The organism is Candidatus Kuenenbacteria bacterium, from assembly GCA_012797775.1.
In the GTDB taxonomy this organism is placed as follows: Bacteria; Patescibacteriota; Patescibacteriia; order UBA2196; family GWA2-42-15; genus JAAZMX01.
Map to the genome: position 1 here is coordinate 1 of JAAZOM010000026.1, position 15,615 is coordinate 15,615.

The following is a 15,615-nucleotide window of genomic DNA, read 5'->3' on the forward strand; positions in this document are numbered from 1 at the left end:
AGACAGAAAACGGTTTAATTTGTATTTAAAAGAAATGGAATTTAGATTTAACCACCGGAAAGATGATAATTTGGCTAATATTATTAAAAAAATTATTAAAAAACATTACTAATTATTTGTCTGTTCTAGACAAGCACCTAAAAATAAATATTATTTTTAAAAAAGCCATTCTCTTGCTGGTAATTTTAAAATCCCTCATTTTTTTGGTTGTCTTTGGTGTAATTAATAATTTTCTGGTGCGGACGGGGAGACTTGAACTCCCACGGGTTGCCCCACATGCACCTCAAGCATGCGCGTATACCAATTCCGCCACGTCCGCAAAAATTATAGTTAAATGCGCATATACCCGCCGCTGGCGGATCCGCAAATGAATAAAAGTGATTTTGGAATCACTTTTATTATAACCTAAAAAACATTATCCACTAACTTATTTATTATTAGCCTTTTTGGTCTTCACCCGCTTCTTATAATTTGGCAGGAAATAAAGTTTGGCCCGGCGTGTTTTTATCTCTTTCACCAATTCAATCTTGTCTATCAAGGGAGACTGCAGGGGGTAAATTTTTTCTACACCGACATTATTGTGGGATATTTTTCTGACCAAAATAGAGCCATTGGCAGTTTTTTGTTTTCTGACCGACAAAATAATACCTTCAAAAACCTGGACCCGGGTTCTTTCTTTGCCCTTGGCGTCAATATCATTTATTTTCTCATGAACCCTGACAGTCATACCAGACTTTATTTCTCCAGCCGACAAGGTCTGCAATTTTTCTTTGGCTGCCCTTATTTCTTCTTTTTTTGTTTCTTCCGTCATATTTTTTTCTTATAATTATTCAGTTTATTATTATTCCTTATATTATCCGAATTGTTCTTTTTTGTCAAGTATTTACCTTGATTTTTTATCCCCAAAATGTTAAGCTAACCACAGTTTGGGGCGATAATTTTCCATACTTTTACCTTTTTAGAATATTGTGTGTGGCGCCCATGATGCCTCTGGCACAACATGGCGCCCGCTCTCAGTATTCGGAGCGAAGCAGTTTGCTCCTCATTTAACCTTCGAACTATGTCCGGACATTCCAAGTGGGCCACTACCAAAAGGGCCAAGGCCATCATCGATGCCAAAAGAAGCAGCGCCTTTACCAAGCTCAGCAATAATATAACCATTGCGGCCAAAGAAGGTGGAGGTGATCCTACTACTAATTTTAAATTGCGTCTCGCCATGGACAAGGCGCGTCAATTCAACATGCCCAAAGACAATATCGAGCGCGCTGTTAAACGGGGGACTGGTGAGCTAGGTGGCGCCACTGTTGAAGAAGTGATGTATGGTGCGCTTCTACCCCATTCTGTTGCCGTGATTATCAAATGTCTGACTGACAACAAAAATCGCACTCTGAACGAAGTCAAAATATTGCTCCAAAAAAACAACGCTCAACTAACCGATCTAAACTCCATCGCTTGGCAGTTTGAAAATCGGGGGGTAATTCATGCCAAACCACAAAACCCAATCCACCAGCTGGCGGACAAAACCCAAGAAGAGTTGGAGTTGGCTATAATTGACGCGGGGGCCGAAGATTTTCACCAAGACGAAGATGAAATAATTATTTATACAAATCCCAAAGAGCTACAGTTGGTCAAAGAAAAACTGGAGATTGCCGGCCTAGCAATTGACAGCGCCGACTTAGAAATGGTACCCAAGGAAAAAGTCTCCCTTGAGGGTGAAAGCTTGGAAAAAATTATTAAAATATTTGATCTTATAGACGAGCTCTCTGATTTGAGTGATTATTATACCAACTTAGAATAATGGTTATGAAAATCCTTGGTCTTGACCCTGGATATGCTCGCGCTGGCTGGGGCATTATTAGTCAAGAAAAAAATAATCTTGTCTACCTACAGTCTGGTTGCCTGGAAACTCCCAAAAATATGCTCCACGCGGAAAGACTTAAAAACCTCCAAGAGCAAATCAAAAAAATTATAAAAAAATATCAACCAGACGCTCTCGCCATTGAAGAGCTTTTCTTTTTTAAAAATTTAAAAACTGCCCTACAGGTAGCTGAATCGCGCGGGGTTATTTTGGCCACCATCTTTGAGGGAGGATTGCCTATTTATGAATTTACGCCCCTACAAATAAAGCAAGCGGTGACTTCTTATGGTCGTGCCGATAAAAATCAGATCCAGCAGATGGCCAGATTAATTCTCAATATGAAAGAAATAATTCAGCCAGATGATGCGGCTGATGCCGTGGCCGTGGCTATTACCTGTGCCCATAGTATTAATAAAAAATATTAATTATGGCCCAAAAACGTCTCAAAATAGCTTCTGTTTCTTCCGAACTCCATCCTTTTTCGAAAACCGGTGGCCTGGCTGACGTGGCTGAAAGTCTACCCACTGCTCTCCAGAAAATGGGTCACATCGTTATCTGTGTTACCCCGCTTTATGGCAAAATAATTGATAAACAAAAATTTAATCTGCGCTTGTTCAAAGAAGGAGTCAAGCTTATTGTTGATAGCGAGAATTACGTAGTTGTTAATTATTGGCAGGGAGAGTTGCCGTCTGGCCCGGTTGTTTATTTTATTGAAAATGAGAAATATTTTTCACGCAAGGAAAACCTTTATGGCTCGAGCCACGAAAATGCTAGATTTATTTTGTTTAATATTGCCACCCTAAAACTTCTCACGTTGATAAAATTTCGCGCTGATATTATCCAGTGCCACGACTGGCACACCGGTCTCATCCCCTATTATCTCAATCGTGATTTCAAGACTTCTTCGCACCTAAAAAAAACCGCCACCCTTTTTACTATCCACAATATCATCTATCAGCTGGGTCACAATTGGTGGATCATACCCAAAGAAAAACGTGATGATGGCAAATCAAGGTTGCCTCTCTTTAATAATTCCGACATAGAAAATATAAATTTTGACAAACGAGCGATTCTCAATGCCGATCTGATTAATACTGTTTCCGAAAACTATGCCAAAGAAATATTAAATAAAGAAAAAGGCCAAGGACTGAATGTCCTTTTGGCCAATCGCCAGGATCGCCTCTTCGGTGTTGTTAACGGTATTGAAAACAGTGACTACAACCCTGCGACCGACCCGGGCCTCAAAGCCAACTATACTTATAAAAATATTGAAGTCAAAGCTGTTAATAAGGCTCACCTACAGAAAAAATATGGTCTTTCTGTGACAAAAAAATTACCCCTTTTGGTGATGTCCTCACGTATCGCTTTTGAAAAGGGGTTTAATCTGGTTCTGGAGGTTTTGGAGCACTTGGCTCGCTATGACATGCAGATTATTATTATGGGCGACGGCGACAAAAATTATATCAATCAAATTGTTAAAATCTCGAGAAAGTACCCAAAAAAATTAATCTGGACGCCATTTGATCAAAAAAACGAAACCCTACTTTATGCCGGTGGCGATTTTCTGGTTTTGCCCTCCAACACTGAACCTTGCGGCCTAAATCAATTAAAGGCCCTGCGCTATGGCTGTATCCCCATCGTCCATTCCATTGGCGGGCTCAAGGATACTATTGATAATTTTGATTTTAATAATCGCCTTGGCAACGGCTTCACTTTTACCAATTATAGTTCCCTGTCTTTTTATGGTGCTATTATGAGAGCTAGGGAATATTACAAAAACCAGGCTATCTGGAAAAAGCTAGTCACCCAGTCAATGCGCTTGTCTTTTTCTTGGGATCTGCCAGCCAAACGTTATATACAATTATTCAAAAAAGCTATCAAACTAAAACAGGAATCTTTGGCCAAAACCACCAACCAAAACTAAAACGCCTATGCTTTGGGTAAATTTTTTACATTTTTATCAGCCCCCCACTGCTTCTGATGAACAGATTAAAGATATTGCCAAGAGCAGCTATGAGCCTTGGGCTGATTTTTTGTGGCAACATAAAAAAGTAAAAGTTACCATCAATTTTACAGCCTGCCTGACAGAAAGATTATTTCTTCTGGGTTATGACAAGCTATTGAAAAAATTTTCTCACCTTGCTGATAGGGGGCAGGTAGAATTTGTCGAGTCAGCCGCCTTTCATCCTATTTTGCCACTTTTGCCGGATAAAGAAATTATCAAACAGATAAAAATAAACCACTCCATTAACCGTCGGCGCTTCGGTTCTGTTTATCGCCCCAGAGGATTTTTCCTGCCAGAGATGGCCTATAGTCAAAGGGTCGCTGGTATTATCAACTATTTAAAATACCAATATCTTATACTCGACCAAATTTCCCTTGATGGCACCACCAAGAACAAAATTGATAGTGATTATAAATATCAAATAAAAGGCACTAACTTATTTGTTGTTTTCCGTGACCGCTTTATTAGCCAATCATTTGTGCCCCACGATCTTATAGACCTAGTCAGTACTGATAAAACAATAATTACTGCAACCGATGGTGAGCTCTATGGTCATCGTTATTGGAATTGGTGGCCGCCATATTTACACATCATAAACAACAAGAAAGTTACTACAAAAACAATTAGTGAATATTTGAGGGGGCTTCGGGCAACAAAAAATATTTCTCCAGTTTCCAGCTCCTGGGAATCGAGCGAAGAAGAAATTAAAAAAGGCATACCCTTTGCCCTGTGGTATGATCTTAAAAACAATATTCATAAATCTCTTTGGCAGCTCGCCAATTTTGTTTTAGAATTAAATTATAATCATTCTGAGGACCCTGATCACTTTTCTTCTCGTCTTCATCTGGAAAAGGGGTTGGCTAGTTGTACTTTTTGGTGGGCCTCTGGCCGTGATTTTCAGCTTTTTGGCTCCCCGGCCTGGAACCCAGAAGAGATAGAAAAAGGAGCCCTGGAGCTCTTGCGCTCAGTACGTACCCTGCGGGAGGTCGATGCCAACATCAAAATAAAAGCAGAAAAAATGTTTTTGGATATTCATGGTTCCATCTGGTCAAAACATTGGAAACAAAACAACAAAAATTAATTATCTCTTATGACCAATAAAACAAATATCACCAAATTACTTGACGACCCAGATTATTTCTCAGGCCTTTTCAATCAAAAAATAAAATCAATTGATCCAAGCGCAGAAAAAGTTTTATTTCACCAGCTGTTTTTTATAAAAAGGCATGTGGCCGAAGATTTTTTTCACTATGTCGTTGAGCATCGTCTGACTATCGAATTAGAAAACAAACTCAAGCGCCGTTTCCGGGTTTATACTATTAGTTTCTCTGATCACGGCCGCCGTAAAATGTATACAGCCATGGAACTGATTTATCGTCAGGGATTTTCTTCTGGTGCGGTTGTTATTCCCCAACCTCTCTGGTATGAAGAAGAAATCATGGCCCTTTTTTATCTAGGCATCCCTGGTGACACCATGCTAGAACATCTTAAAAATGGTCAGTTTGATCGGCCGAATATCAAAAAAATATCCCAAGGCCTCAAAAGGCTCCACACTATAAATTACCCCAAAGACGTTTTTAACATCCATGATTTTTCTCTTGTATATCTTGATCCCACCAATGTTCTGAACCGTCAGCATAACATTACCGATCCACTCCGTGACCGAGTTTACAAACAATTGGCTGAATTAAAAAAAATAAAGGACCAGCTTATTATAGAAAAAAATATTCTCTCTCATGGAGATTTTCATCCAGAAAACGTTATTGTCAATAGGTTTGAAAATGACAAGTTGGCATTCATAGATTTTTCCGAGGTTTGTCTGGCACCAAAATATTATGACGCCGCTTCTTTTTTGATGCAATTAGAATTAATGAGCCAAGGCTATTTGGACAAAAAAGATTATGACAATGTTGAAAATATTTTCTTAAAAAATTACTTTGGCTTGGCCTGTAAAAAACAGAATACACAAAACAAAATAAACCTCTACAAAGCTTGGACCGCCTTAAAAAATGCCGTATTTTCGATGATTTTTATTGAAGAGCACAATCGTCATTATGCCTCTTATCTGATAGATTTGTCGGAGCGCCTCTCACAAAAAATAAAATAACATGAAAAAAAATATAAAAATTTTATTTGCGGCCTATGAATGCGCGCCATTTTATAAGGTCGGTGGCCTCGGCGATGTGGCCGGCAGCCTGCCAAAATTTTTGGCTAAAATTGGTGTAGATATCCGCATTGCTTTACCTTTTTATAAAAAAATAAAAGATAATTATCACGGCTTTAGGAAGATAAAAGAGCAGGGAGTTTCTGTCGCCGGGCAAAAGACCGTGGTCTCTATTTTTGAGGGTCGCTTGCCAGGCTCTAGCGTCCCAGTTTATTTTATTGACAACGAAAATTTTGAGGCCATCGATATTTTTGACGAACAAAACCGCTTTCGTTTTACTTTTTTTTCATATTTAATTGCCACCTTGCCAGAAATAATCGGCTGGCAGCCAGACATCTTTCACCTCAACGATTGGCATACTGGTCTCGTCCCCCCCTTTTTAAAACGCAAAAACTCACAAGCCAAGACCATTTTTACTATCCACAACCTGGCTTATACCGGTGACACCCCCCTAAAGAATTTAAAGCAATTTGGTTTTTCTAAAGAAGATTTCTCTCAGGTTGACAAAAACATGGTCAATATAATGAGAGAAGCTATATTGAAAAGTGATTTTGTTACTACCGTTAGCCCGACGTATGCTAAAGAAATTCTCACTCCGGAGTTGGCTTGTGGACTAGAAAAAGCGCTTGGGCAAAAGAAAAAATTTTTATCCGGGGTTATCAACGGCTTGGATTATTCTGTTTTTGATCCAGTGACCGACCGCCAGATATCTTTTCCATATTCCATCGAAAATCTCAATGAAAAAACAAAAAACAAACTTTATTTACAAAAAATTAGTGGTCTCAAAGTTGACCCAAGGATTCCTATTTTTGGCATGATCAGCCGCCTGGCCGGCCAAAAAGGCTTTGATATTTTGGAGAAATCTTTTGATAAACTAATGGGGCTCAATTTACAGTTGGTTATTCTTGGCACTGGCGAAAAGAAATACGAATTATTATTTAATGAGCTGCGCAAAAAACATCCTGATAAATTTAAATTTTATAATTTATTTGATACTAGGCTGGCAAGCCAGATCTATGCCGGTGCTGATATTTTTCTCATGCCCTCTTTTTATGAGCCCTGTGGTCTTGGGCAGTTGATAGCTATGAGGTATGGGACTCTGCCCGTAGCTCGAGCTACGGGCGGGCTCAAAGACACTATTGCCCCAGTCAGAAAAATAAATTTCCGACCGGCCAATGGCTTCCTTTTCAGGGGATATGATTCAGCCAGCCTTATTGGCGCAGTCAGACAATCACTCATTTGTTATCACCAACCAAAAAGATGGCGCCAACTCCAAATCAATGCCATGAAGGCTGATTTTTCCTGGGGCAACTCCGCTCTTAAATATTTTAATCTTTACCAACGGGTTGTATTCGGATAAACTTGATTTTTTGAGCCCAATTGCTATACTAAAAGCAAGGTGAGGGGCTTTTTTATTTAATATTTTTTGGTTAATTTTATGGCCTTTGATAAAGAATTTCTTAAAAAAATGGAAGAAAAACTTATTCAGGAAAAAGAGAAGCTCGAGCATGAACTTTCAGATTTTACCATCTCTGGAGCTTCCGGTCGGCAGGAAATAGTTTTTCCAGATTATGGTGAGCAGAGTGCTGAGAACGCTTCTGAGGTGGCTAGTTTTGACAGCGATCTTTCTCTTAAAAATGTCCTGAATTCGACGCTGCGTGACATCAACTCCGCGCTCAAAAGGATAAAAGACGGCTCCTATGGTATTTGCAAATATTGTGCGAAAGAAATAAATCCTGGCCGCCTAGAGATTCGCCCCACCTCTTCTTCTTGCATTGACTGCAAAAAGAAATTTTCCAACGAATAATTTTAATCAAAGTCAACTTTGCCAACAGTCTATGACAGACACTTATCGCAAATGGCTGGTGTTGTTAGCGGGGTTGATTTTTTTTATTGCTGATCGGCTGATAAAAAACTTTATTATTCTTGGGGATCAATCATCTCTTCGATCTCCAGTCAGCTATTTCCCCAACAAAAACCTGGCTTTCTCTCTGCCACTCCCGGAATTTTTATTACCACTTTTCTACTTCTTAGTTATTCTGGTAATCTTGGTCGTCTTTGGTTTGTTTTTATCTAGTTGGCGCCATTGTCAGTGGCCCTGTACTATTGGCTATTGGTTTATTTTTCTCGGCGCCGCTAGCAACCTTATCGATCGTTTCCGCTTTAGCGCTGTGATTGATTTTATTGATTTAAAATTTTGGCCAGTTTTCAATCTGGCTGATATTATGATTGTCGTCGGAATTATTTTCTTACTCTTTGAATTATTCCATAGCAAAAAAACCGTTTCTTAATTTTGTTCGCCTCACTCGACGCGAGTCAAAATGGGCCTTTTACTTTTTGAATTTTGACTTTTTATGTCAACCAAGATTCTCTCTGCCGCAGTCATCGGTTTGGACTGTGAACTAGTAGAGGTCGAAGCCGACTCTATTAATGCTTTGCCAAAATTTATTGTTGTTGGTTTGCCAGACGCCGCTGTCCAGGAGTCTCGGCAACGAGTCCGCAGTGCAGTCAAAAACTCGGGCTTTCCTTGGCCGCGCGGCCAGGTGACCGTGAATCTGGCTCCGGCTGATCTCAAAAAAGCTGGACCGGCTTATGATTTACCCATTGCCCTAGCGATCTTGGTTGCTGGTAAATTTTTGCACCTGCCAGCTGATTATAGCGATGCTTTGTTTGTTGGCGAGTTGGCTCTGGACGGACACCTGCGTCCAGTCAGTGGTGTTTTGCCCTTGGCTATTATGGCCCGCGATCAAGAGATCAAAAAAATATTTGTTCCCAGAGAGAACGCTGCCGAGGCCGCCCTGATCAAGGATATAGAAGTTTACCCCATTGATTCTTTGGCCGAAGTTGTTCTACATCTGACTGGCGAATTCCCCATTGCTCCATTTGAATTAGCGGAATCATCTGCCACCCAAGAAATAGTAGATATTCATTCCAAGTTTGACATGGCTTATGTACAGGGGCAGGAGCATGTCAAGCGCGCCCTAGAAATCGCCGCGGCCGGGCAGCATAATATTCTTATGTCTGGTCCACCCGGTTCTGGAAAAACCCTTCTGGCTAGAAGTATGCCGACTATTTTGCCAGAAATGACCCTGGAGGAGTCTTTAGAGGTCACCAAAATTTATTCTGTGGCCGGACTTTTGCCCCCTGCCGAGCCCTTGGTCAAAACCCGGCCCTTTCGCTCTCCTCATCATACTGCCTCTGGTGTTTCACTTGTCGGTGGTGGTGCTTGGCCTCGGCCCGGGGAAATTTCCTTGGCTCATCGCGGAGTTTTATTTCTCGATGAATTTCCCGAATTCCCCCGGTTAGTTTTGGATTATTTGCGTCAGCCCCTAGAAGACGGCATTATCAATATTTCTCGTGCTTCGGGCACTCTCCAATTTCCCGCCAAGTTTGTTCTTCTGGCCTCTATGAATCCCTGCCCTTGTGGTTATCATAGCGACCCAGAAAAAAATTGTACCTGCACGCCCATGCAGATTGCCAACTATCAAAAGAAAATATCCGGCCCGATTCTGGATCGTATTGATATTCACATCGAAGTACCCCGGGTTGATTTTAATAAATTATCAGAGAGTGCTCTGGCTGAATCTTCGGGCGATATCCGCGCTCGGGCCAACTCCGCCCGCGCTCGCCAGCTAGAGCGCTTCCAAAATATGAAAATTATCAGCAATGCCGAGATGAGTTCTGAAGAGGTCCGGCGCCTGTGCCAGGTCGACAGCGCTACCCAAGATTTATTAAAAAATGCGGTTCAGCAGATGCGCTTGTCAGCCCGGGGCTATTACCGTATACTAAAGCTAGCCCGAACTATTGCCGATTTGGCGCTGGCCGAGAATATCCAGACCGAGCACGTCGCCGAGGCACTGCAGTATCGGCCAAAGGTAGAATGAGTAACTAGTAATTTGTGACTTGTAACTAGTAAAATATTATTACATTATTAAATTGTTTTGGGCCCTCGTCGTTCAAAGGATAGGACACGAGATTCCGGATCTCGCGATAGGGGTTCGATTCCTCTCGGGGGCAAAAAAATTTAGGGGAAAAGCCTTATTAAATAATAAGACGCATTATGTCAAACAAAAGAATAAGAATAGAGATAGGGGAAACTCCAATAATTCCTACTAGTAACCCTGGCACCGCTGAGCACCAAGAGGCCCACAAACACAAAGAAATTTTAATAGATGAAAGACTTATAGATGAAACTAGAAAAGATATTTTTGAGCACTATCAAATTGACAATGAACATACAATTTTATTGCCCGCAGCTGGTGAGAAAAAAAGAGAGATAAGAGCATTTATAATTATTTTTAACAAAGAAAACAACAAAGAAAAATATTATGCTGATGGCCACACCAACCATGCAACCATGTTAGATGCTATATTTCTAAAATTTTCCAATATTGGAATTGCCAACACCCACAGTTTGCCAGATGACTTTGATGAAAAATGGGAAATAAAAAAAGGATTTATTGACCCCTATAATAATGGTTTTAGAGAATTTAGTGCTATACGCAGAAGATTTGAAGAAGAATTGATTAAAAAAAACCCCAACGACAAGGAAGATATAGTAGAAGGCAAGACAGACATACCGAGTTGGTTTTTAAGTTAGTCTTATTCCATTAAAAAAGACGAGCCCCATCGCTCGTCTTTTTGTTACCTGATTATTCTTAAATCATTATTCCTAAATCTTAAATCACAAATTTTATTTTCATCTCATCCACCTCCAAATCAAATTCCGCCAGCTCTTTCACACTTTCTATTTTCACCCGAGCCAAATAATCAATTATTTCCTTCTGTCCCCCGATCAAATTGCCCCCGCCCGCTATCTGTGCTTGTAAAATTTCTTTTGGCTCAATCGATTTTTCCTTACGCCAAGAGCGGATAGCCGTGACCAAATCTTGAATGTTTTTAAAATCCTGCTCAGCTTGTGTGTTGATTTTTTCTTCATCAACTCCGGGCCATTTTTCGATCATTAACATTTTATCCGCTTCAAAAGATTGGAAAATTATTTCCGTGATAAAAGGCATAAAAGGATGCAGGAGCTTCAGCGCATGCAGATAAATATCAGTTAGTAGGCGGTAAGTATTTTCGTCGCCTTGCTTCTTTGCGATTTCCACGTACCAATCAGCCAATTCATGCCAGGCAAATTCATACAATTTTTCCGCGGCCAAGGAAAAACGATAATTTTCGAAATCACCGGTCACTTCTTTGGTTATATTATTCAATCTACTTACTATCCATCTATCCGCCAAAGTTTTGGCTTCCCAATCATTGCTTATTGCTTGTTGGCTATTGTTAATTGTTAGCTGGATAAACCGCCCAATATTCCAGAGCTTGTTGGCAAAATTGCGGAAACCAACCACCTTGTCCTCGTAAAACCGAGCATCATTGCCGGGCGTTACCCCAGAGATGAGAGACATCCGGAGTGCATCTGTGCCGTATTTGGCGCACATATCCAAAGGGTCAATGCCGTTGCCCGCTGATTTGGAAAATTTCTTACCACTTTTGTCGCGCAAAATGCCGTGAATATAGACCTCCTTGAACGGAATTTCATTGAGTGCATAGGTGGACATGAGAATCATCCGAGCCATCCAGAAAAATAATATTTCATAACCCATCTGCATCCAACTGGTGGGGTGAAATTTTTTCAAATCATCTGTTTCATTCGGCCAGCCCAAAGTTGAAAATGTCCACAGCCCTGACGAAAACCAAGTGTCCAAAGTATCTGGGTCTTGTTCCCAGCCTTCGCCCGCTGGCGGCTCTGTTCCGACGTAGATTTCTTCATTGACTGATTGCTGATTGCTGATTGCTGATTGCTGATTATACTCATAGTGCCAACCAGCTTGCCAAGCCTTGTTTTTCCGCCAATCGCTGTCAATGGCTTCGTCCCAAGTTTTACTATTGGTAATAACGTCAATGGCTCTTTGCGGGTACATATGAGCAATAATAGCAATTTTTTTGCCGGCATATTTTTCCAGCATTTCGTCCAAAAATGCGCGCATTCTTTTCTCGACATCGTAAGCATTTTCGCCATTGGGATGCCTATATTCAATATAATATTTTTCATCTGATTCAAATTCGCTTTCCAGGTGTCCGTTCAGATCGCCATAATTACATTCTCGTAATCGTTCATCTTCTATTATCTCCACCCCACTCTCGCCAAAGACCACTTTCGCTGTTTCCCTAGCCCGATTCAGATCAGAACAAAAAACCACATCATATTTATCACCCCTCTCCCTAACCGTTTTCTTTAGTTCTTCGTTCTGTTGCTCGCCCAATTTTGATAATTCACCATCACGCCAACCAGTTTTCAAACCCTTCTCATTATCAGTCGTCGTTCCATGGACAAAATAGGTTATATCCAAAATTTTTTGATTTTTGATTTTTGATTTTTGATTTTCCAGTTTACGATAGTAAACTGGAATCCTGTGCCCCCACCAGATTTGTCTAGAGATGCACCAGTCGCGTAGATTATCAATCCAATTAAAATAATTTTTTTCAAAACGTTCCGGCGTGATTTTGATCTTTTGATTTTGATCGCCATTAAGTCCGGTGGTAAAAACTTCCTTCATTAAATCTTTCAAGCTTTTATTTCGGCCGGGGATTTTTTTATTTACATCTACAAACCACTGGAGCATTGGGATGACCTCCACCACATCACCGAAACGATCAGAGGTGCCCACGTTTTGAGTTATTTCTTCCTCCTTGATCAATAAATTATTTTCTTTGAGATAATTCACAAATTTTTCTCGCGCTTCCAAAACCTTTAGCCCCGCATATTCTTTGCCAGCCTCCTCGGTCATGCGGCCATATTTATCAATCACCGGTATCAATTCCAATCCATATTTTTCCTTCATCTCAAAATCAATTTGGCTATGCGCCGGCGTCACGCCAAGTGCACCGGTGCCAAAATTTGGATCCACTGCCGGATCAGCAATAATTTTTATTTTCAAAGGTTTTTGGGCGCCGATCTCTACTTCAAAAACTTTTCCAATATATTTTTTATATCTTTTGTCCTCCGGGTTTACCGCTACGGCCGTGTCGCCAAGTTTTGTTTCCGGTCTGGTGGTAGCTATGGGAATAGGGAAGTCGTTGGTGTATTTAAAGGTATAAAATTTTGCCTGGCGCTCTTCATAAACCAGCTCATCATCACTTAGGGTTGATTGACCCTTGACCGACCAGTTGACCACCCTATATCCCCGATAAATCAGTCCATCATTATACATTCTGACAAACATCTCATTGACCGCCTTCTCTCTCTCTCCATCAAAAGTATAGGCCAGCCGGCTCCAGTCGCATGAAGTTCCCATCTTGCGGATTTGTTTTAGGATCGTGGCCTTGGAATTTTCCGCATACTCTCGGACCACCTCCAATAATTTTTCTCGCCCCAATTCCGCCCGCGGATTTTTATATTTACCAGAATTCATCAACTCCTTTTCTACTCTCGCCTGTGTAGCCACAGCCGCGTGGTCTGTCCCCGGCACAATCACCGCACGCTTACCAAGCATTCTTTGGTAGCGTATCTCGGTATCCATAATAGTATTTTCCAAGGCGTGCCCCAAATGTAAAACACCAGTCACGTTGGGTGGTGGCATCATGAGAGAAAACATCGGCGCGTCGTCTGACAAATTCAAATTGTCCGGATTGAAATAACCGGATTTTTCCCATTGTTCATAAATTTTATCTTCGACTTCGGTCGGATTGTAGGCCTTTGGGAGTTCCATAGAAAATTTTTAATTTTATAATTTTTAAATAAACTCTAATTTTTAATGTTTAAAAATTTTGATTTAGACCTTATTTAGAAATTGAAAATTAAAAAAACTCGTCTCTAAAACAAAAAGTAATCTTTGTTTCAAGGACGAGTTTTCCCCGTGGTACCACCTTGATTTGGTCAAATTATTTTATCTTGAGGAGCTTGCGACGAAAGATCCCGTGCCAAAAAGCGCTAACGTGAATTATACTTTGTGCTGGCTTAGACGGGGTCCTTCACCCGATATCCATCGGGGTCAGGATAAAATCGTTGGACCCTTATTACAGCTATAACGGGCTTGACCCGATCCGCTCTACTAACTTTGATGTCGCCAAAGTTTTCTGCGGATAGCTTCCCCGGTGACAGCCGAGGTGATAACGCTTGTAGAATTAAATATAGCGGAGATAATTAGATTTGTAAAGGAGAAAAAATCTAAAATCCAAATTTCCCCGCTTCGCCAAAGCTCCAGCGAGGCGAGCAATAAAGTTCAAAATCCAAAGCCCCAACGAATGATTCTGGCATTTTGATTTTGGATTTGATTTGATATTGGGAGTTAGGATTTAGAAATTTAAAATCCCCCGCTCTTCGCAGGGGATTAAGTATTATTCTGTCACCGGTGTTTCTTCTTTTACCTCTTCAGCCGGAGCTTCTTCTGTTTTCGCTTCCTCAACCGGCGCGGCCTCGGTGGCCTTTGCTTCTTCAGCGGCTTTAACCGTGGCCTCTTCCGCCGCCTTCTTCTCGGCCTCTGCTTTGGCCTTAGCCTCCGCTTCCTGTTTTTTCTGTTCATCCGCTTTTTTCTTCATCTCCGCCAATCTTTTCTTGGTATTAATCTTGCCAGTTTTTACTTTCTTACCGTGGATAATTTCTTTTCTTATTAATAGATTATTTATAGATGCCGACATTTGAGCGCCCACTTTCCGCCAGTGTTCTAGTCTTTCTTTGTTGAGAACTATTTCTTTGGTGTGTGGGTTGTAGTTACCCAAAATCTCCAAAGCCTTGCCCCAAGGATCTTTGGATTTATCTTGAATAATAATACGATAGGTCGGTTGTTTTTTCTTGCCCACGCGGGACAAACGGATCATCAACATACAGTGAATTATCTACGAATTTACGAATCAGTTACCAATTTACGAATTCTACCCATGTGATATTGTTAATAGCCCATACCGACAATGAGTTATTTGTATATTCGTAATAGATTCGTATATTCGTAGATTTATTTATTTAGCCTTTTAATAGTTACAACGTCTATGCCTACCTTATCACACCGCGTGATAAGGATTTTTGTCTCTCTACCCCCACTTTTTCAACCGATCAAATTTATTTGTCTCGATTGAAAGGTGGGGGTTCGACTTTCCCTTCATACAAATTATATGAAGAGCGAGAGTCTTCCGATATAAAATCGGAATTACTCCTTAGAAAGGAGGTGATCCATCCACAGCTTCCGCTACGGATGCCTTGTTACGACTTCGTCCCTGTTACCAATCTTACCTTTTGCCGACGATCGTCGGCATTTGGGTATTACCGGCTCCCTTGACGTGACGGGCGGTGAGTACAAGACCCGAGAACGTATTCACCGCGGCGAGGCTGATCCGCGGTTACTAGCGATTCCAACTTCATGAGGTCGAGTTGCAGACCTCAATCCGAACTGAGACTACTTTTGGTGGGATTAGCTCCGTCTTGCGACTTGGCGGCCCATTGTAGTAGCCATTGTAGCACGTGTGTAGCCCAGAGCGTAAGGACCATGCTGATTTGACGTCATCCCCACCTTCCTCCTCCTTATCGGAGGCAGTTTCCTGATGAAAAATAAATCAGGATGAGGGTTGCGCATGTTACCCGAATTAACG

General features: G+C 41.0%; 13 protein-coding genes, 2 tRNA genes and 1 other annotated feature. Of the genes, 11 read left to right on the forward strand and 4 right to left on the reverse strand.

The window, feature by feature from the left end; genetic code table 11:
* Positions 1–234: 234 nt before the first annotated feature.
* Positions 235–319: transfer RNA gene (locus GYA54_03935), tRNA-Leu, on the reverse strand.
* A 108-nt stretch (positions 320–427) separates the two neighbouring features.
* On the reverse strand, positions 428–811 hold the full coding sequence (locus tag GYA54_03940) for a 50S ribosomal protein L19 (protein NMC51849.1): 384 nt from the start codon (positions 809–811) through the stop codon (positions 428–430).
* A gap of 249 nt (positions 812–1,060) precedes the next feature.
* On the opposite strand from GYA54_03940, the gene GYA54_03945 reads away from it, so the two are divergent.
* From GYA54_03945 to GYA54_03995, 11 genes are all read left to right on the forward strand, one after another.
* On the forward strand, positions 1,061–1,798 hold the full coding sequence (locus tag GYA54_03945) for a YebC/PmpR family DNA-binding transcriptional regulator (GenBank protein ID NMC51850.1): 738 nt from the start codon (positions 1,061–1,063) through the stop codon (positions 1,796–1,798).
* Between the two features lie 5 nt (positions 1,799–1,803).
* A complete protein-coding gene (gene ruvC, locus GYA54_03950; GenBank protein ID NMC51851.1) occupies positions 1,804–2,283 on the forward strand; it encodes a crossover junction endodeoxyribonuclease RuvC in 480 nt (159 codons plus the stop codon).
* A 2-nt stretch (positions 2,284–2,285) separates the two neighbouring features.
* On the forward strand, positions 2,286–3,782 hold the full coding sequence (locus GYA54_03955; protein NMC51852.1) for a glycogen synthase: 1,497 nt from the start codon (positions 2,286–2,288) through the stop codon (positions 3,780–3,782).
* 7 nt (positions 3,783–3,789) lie between these two features.
* On the forward strand, positions 3,790–4,944 hold the full coding sequence (locus tag GYA54_03960; protein NMC51853.1) for a hypothetical protein: 1,155 nt from the start codon (positions 3,790–3,792) through the stop codon (positions 4,942–4,944).
* Positions 4,945–4,953: 9 nt separating this feature from the next.
* Positions 4,954–5,970 (forward strand): aminoglycoside phosphotransferase family protein, encoded by a 1,017-nt coding sequence (locus GYA54_03965; GenBank protein NMC51854.1) that lies wholly within the window; start codon positions 4,954–4,956, stop codon positions 5,968–5,970.
* Between the two features lies 1 nt (position 5,971).
* Positions 5,972–7,387, forward strand: a complete 1,416-nt coding sequence (locus tag GYA54_03970) for a glycogen synthase (GenBank protein ID NMC51855.1) — start codon at positions 5,972–5,974, stop codon at positions 7,385–7,387.
* A 78-nt stretch (positions 7,388–7,465) separates the two neighbouring features.
* Positions 7,466–7,834, forward strand: a complete 369-nt coding sequence (locus GYA54_03975) for a hypothetical protein (protein NMC51856.1) — start codon at positions 7,466–7,468, stop codon at positions 7,832–7,834.
* A 31-nt stretch (positions 7,835–7,865) separates the two neighbouring features.
* On the forward strand, positions 7,866–8,318 hold the full coding sequence (locus GYA54_03980) for a hypothetical protein (protein NMC51857.1): 453 nt from the start codon (positions 7,866–7,868) through the stop codon (positions 8,316–8,318).
* Positions 8,319–8,381: 63 nt separating this feature from the next.
* Complete coding sequence (locus GYA54_03985; GenBank protein ID NMC51858.1) at positions 8,382–9,911, forward strand: YifB family Mg chelatase-like AAA ATPase; 1,530 nt, start codon at positions 8,382–8,384, stop codon at positions 9,909–9,911.
* Positions 9,912–9,972: 61 nt separating this feature from the next.
* Positions 9,973–10,044: transfer RNA gene (locus GYA54_03990), tRNA-Arg, on the forward strand.
* A 43-nt stretch (positions 10,045–10,087) separates the two neighbouring features.
* Positions 10,088–10,627 (forward strand): hypothetical protein, encoded by a 540-nt coding sequence (locus GYA54_03995; GenBank protein NMC51859.1) that lies wholly within the window; start codon positions 10,088–10,090, stop codon positions 10,625–10,627.
* Positions 10,628–10,706: 79 nt separating this feature from the next.
* On the opposite strand, the gene GYA54_04000 is transcribed toward GYA54_03995, so the two are convergent.
* Both GYA54_04000 and rpsP read right to left on the reverse strand, forming a co-directional pair.
* Positions 10,707–13,742 (reverse strand): class I tRNA ligase family protein, encoded by a 3,036-nt coding sequence (locus GYA54_04000; protein NMC51860.1) that lies wholly within the window; start codon positions 13,740–13,742, stop codon positions 10,707–10,709.
* A 628-nt stretch (positions 13,743–14,370) separates the two neighbouring features.
* Positions 14,371–14,856, reverse strand: coding sequence for a 30S ribosomal protein S16 (rpsP, locus tag GYA54_04005; GenBank protein ID NMC51861.1), 486 nt, complete (start codon positions 14,854–14,856; stop codon positions 14,371–14,373).
* Positions 14,857–15,176: 320 nt separating this feature from the next.
* Positions 15,177–15,614 (reverse strand) — a sequence feature (possible 16S ribosomal RNA but 16S or 23S rRNA prediction is too short).
* Position 15,615: the final 1 nt, after the last annotated feature.

Excerpts from the sequence above, each read along its gene's own strand:
- GYA54_03965 (NMC51854.1), top strand. The coding sequence starts at position 4,954 with ATGACCAATAAAACAAATATCACCAAATTACTTGACGACCCAGATTAT.
- GYA54_03985 (NMC51858.1), top strand. The coding sequence starts at position 8,382 with ATGTCAACCAAGATTCTCTCTGCCGCAGTCATCGGTTTGGACTGTGAA.
- GYA54_03955 (NMC51852.1), top strand. The coding sequence starts at position 2,286 with ATGGCCCAAAAACGTCTCAAAATAGCTTCTGTTTCTTCCGAACTCCAT.
- GYA54_03945 (NMC51850.1), top strand. The coding sequence starts at position 1,061 with ATGTCCGGACATTCCAAGTGGGCCACTACCAAAAGGGCCAAGGCCATC.
- GYA54_03975 (NMC51856.1), top strand. The coding sequence starts at position 7,466 with ATGGCCTTTGATAAAGAATTTCTTAAAAAAATGGAAGAAAAACTTATT.
- rpsP (NMC51861.1), bottom strand. The coding sequence starts at position 14,856 with ATGTTGATGATCCGTTTGTCCCGCGTGGGCAAGAAAAAACAACCGACC.
- GYA54_03970 (NMC51855.1), top strand. The coding sequence starts at position 5,972 with ATGAAAAAAAATATAAAAATTTTATTTGCGGCCTATGAATGCGCGCCA.
- GYA54_03980 (NMC51857.1), top strand. The coding sequence starts at position 7,866 with ATGACAGACACTTATCGCAAATGGCTGGTGTTGTTAGCGGGGTTGATT.
- GYA54_03940 (NMC51849.1), bottom strand. The coding sequence starts at position 811 with ATGACGGAAGAAACAAAAAAAGAAGAAATAAGGGCAGCCAAAGAAAAA.
- GYA54_03960 (NMC51853.1), top strand. The coding sequence starts at position 3,790 with ATGCTTTGGGTAAATTTTTTACATTTTTATCAGCCCCCCACTGCTTCT.
- GYA54_04000 (NMC51860.1), bottom strand. The coding sequence starts at position 13,742 with ATGGAACTCCCAAAGGCCTACAATCCGACCGAAGTCGAAGATAAAATT.
- GYA54_03995 (NMC51859.1), top strand. The coding sequence starts at position 10,088 with ATGTCAAACAAAAGAATAAGAATAGAGATAGGGGAAACTCCAATAATT.
- ruvC (NMC51851.1), top strand. The coding sequence starts at position 1,804 with ATGAAAATCCTTGGTCTTGACCCTGGATATGCTCGCGCTGGCTGGGGC.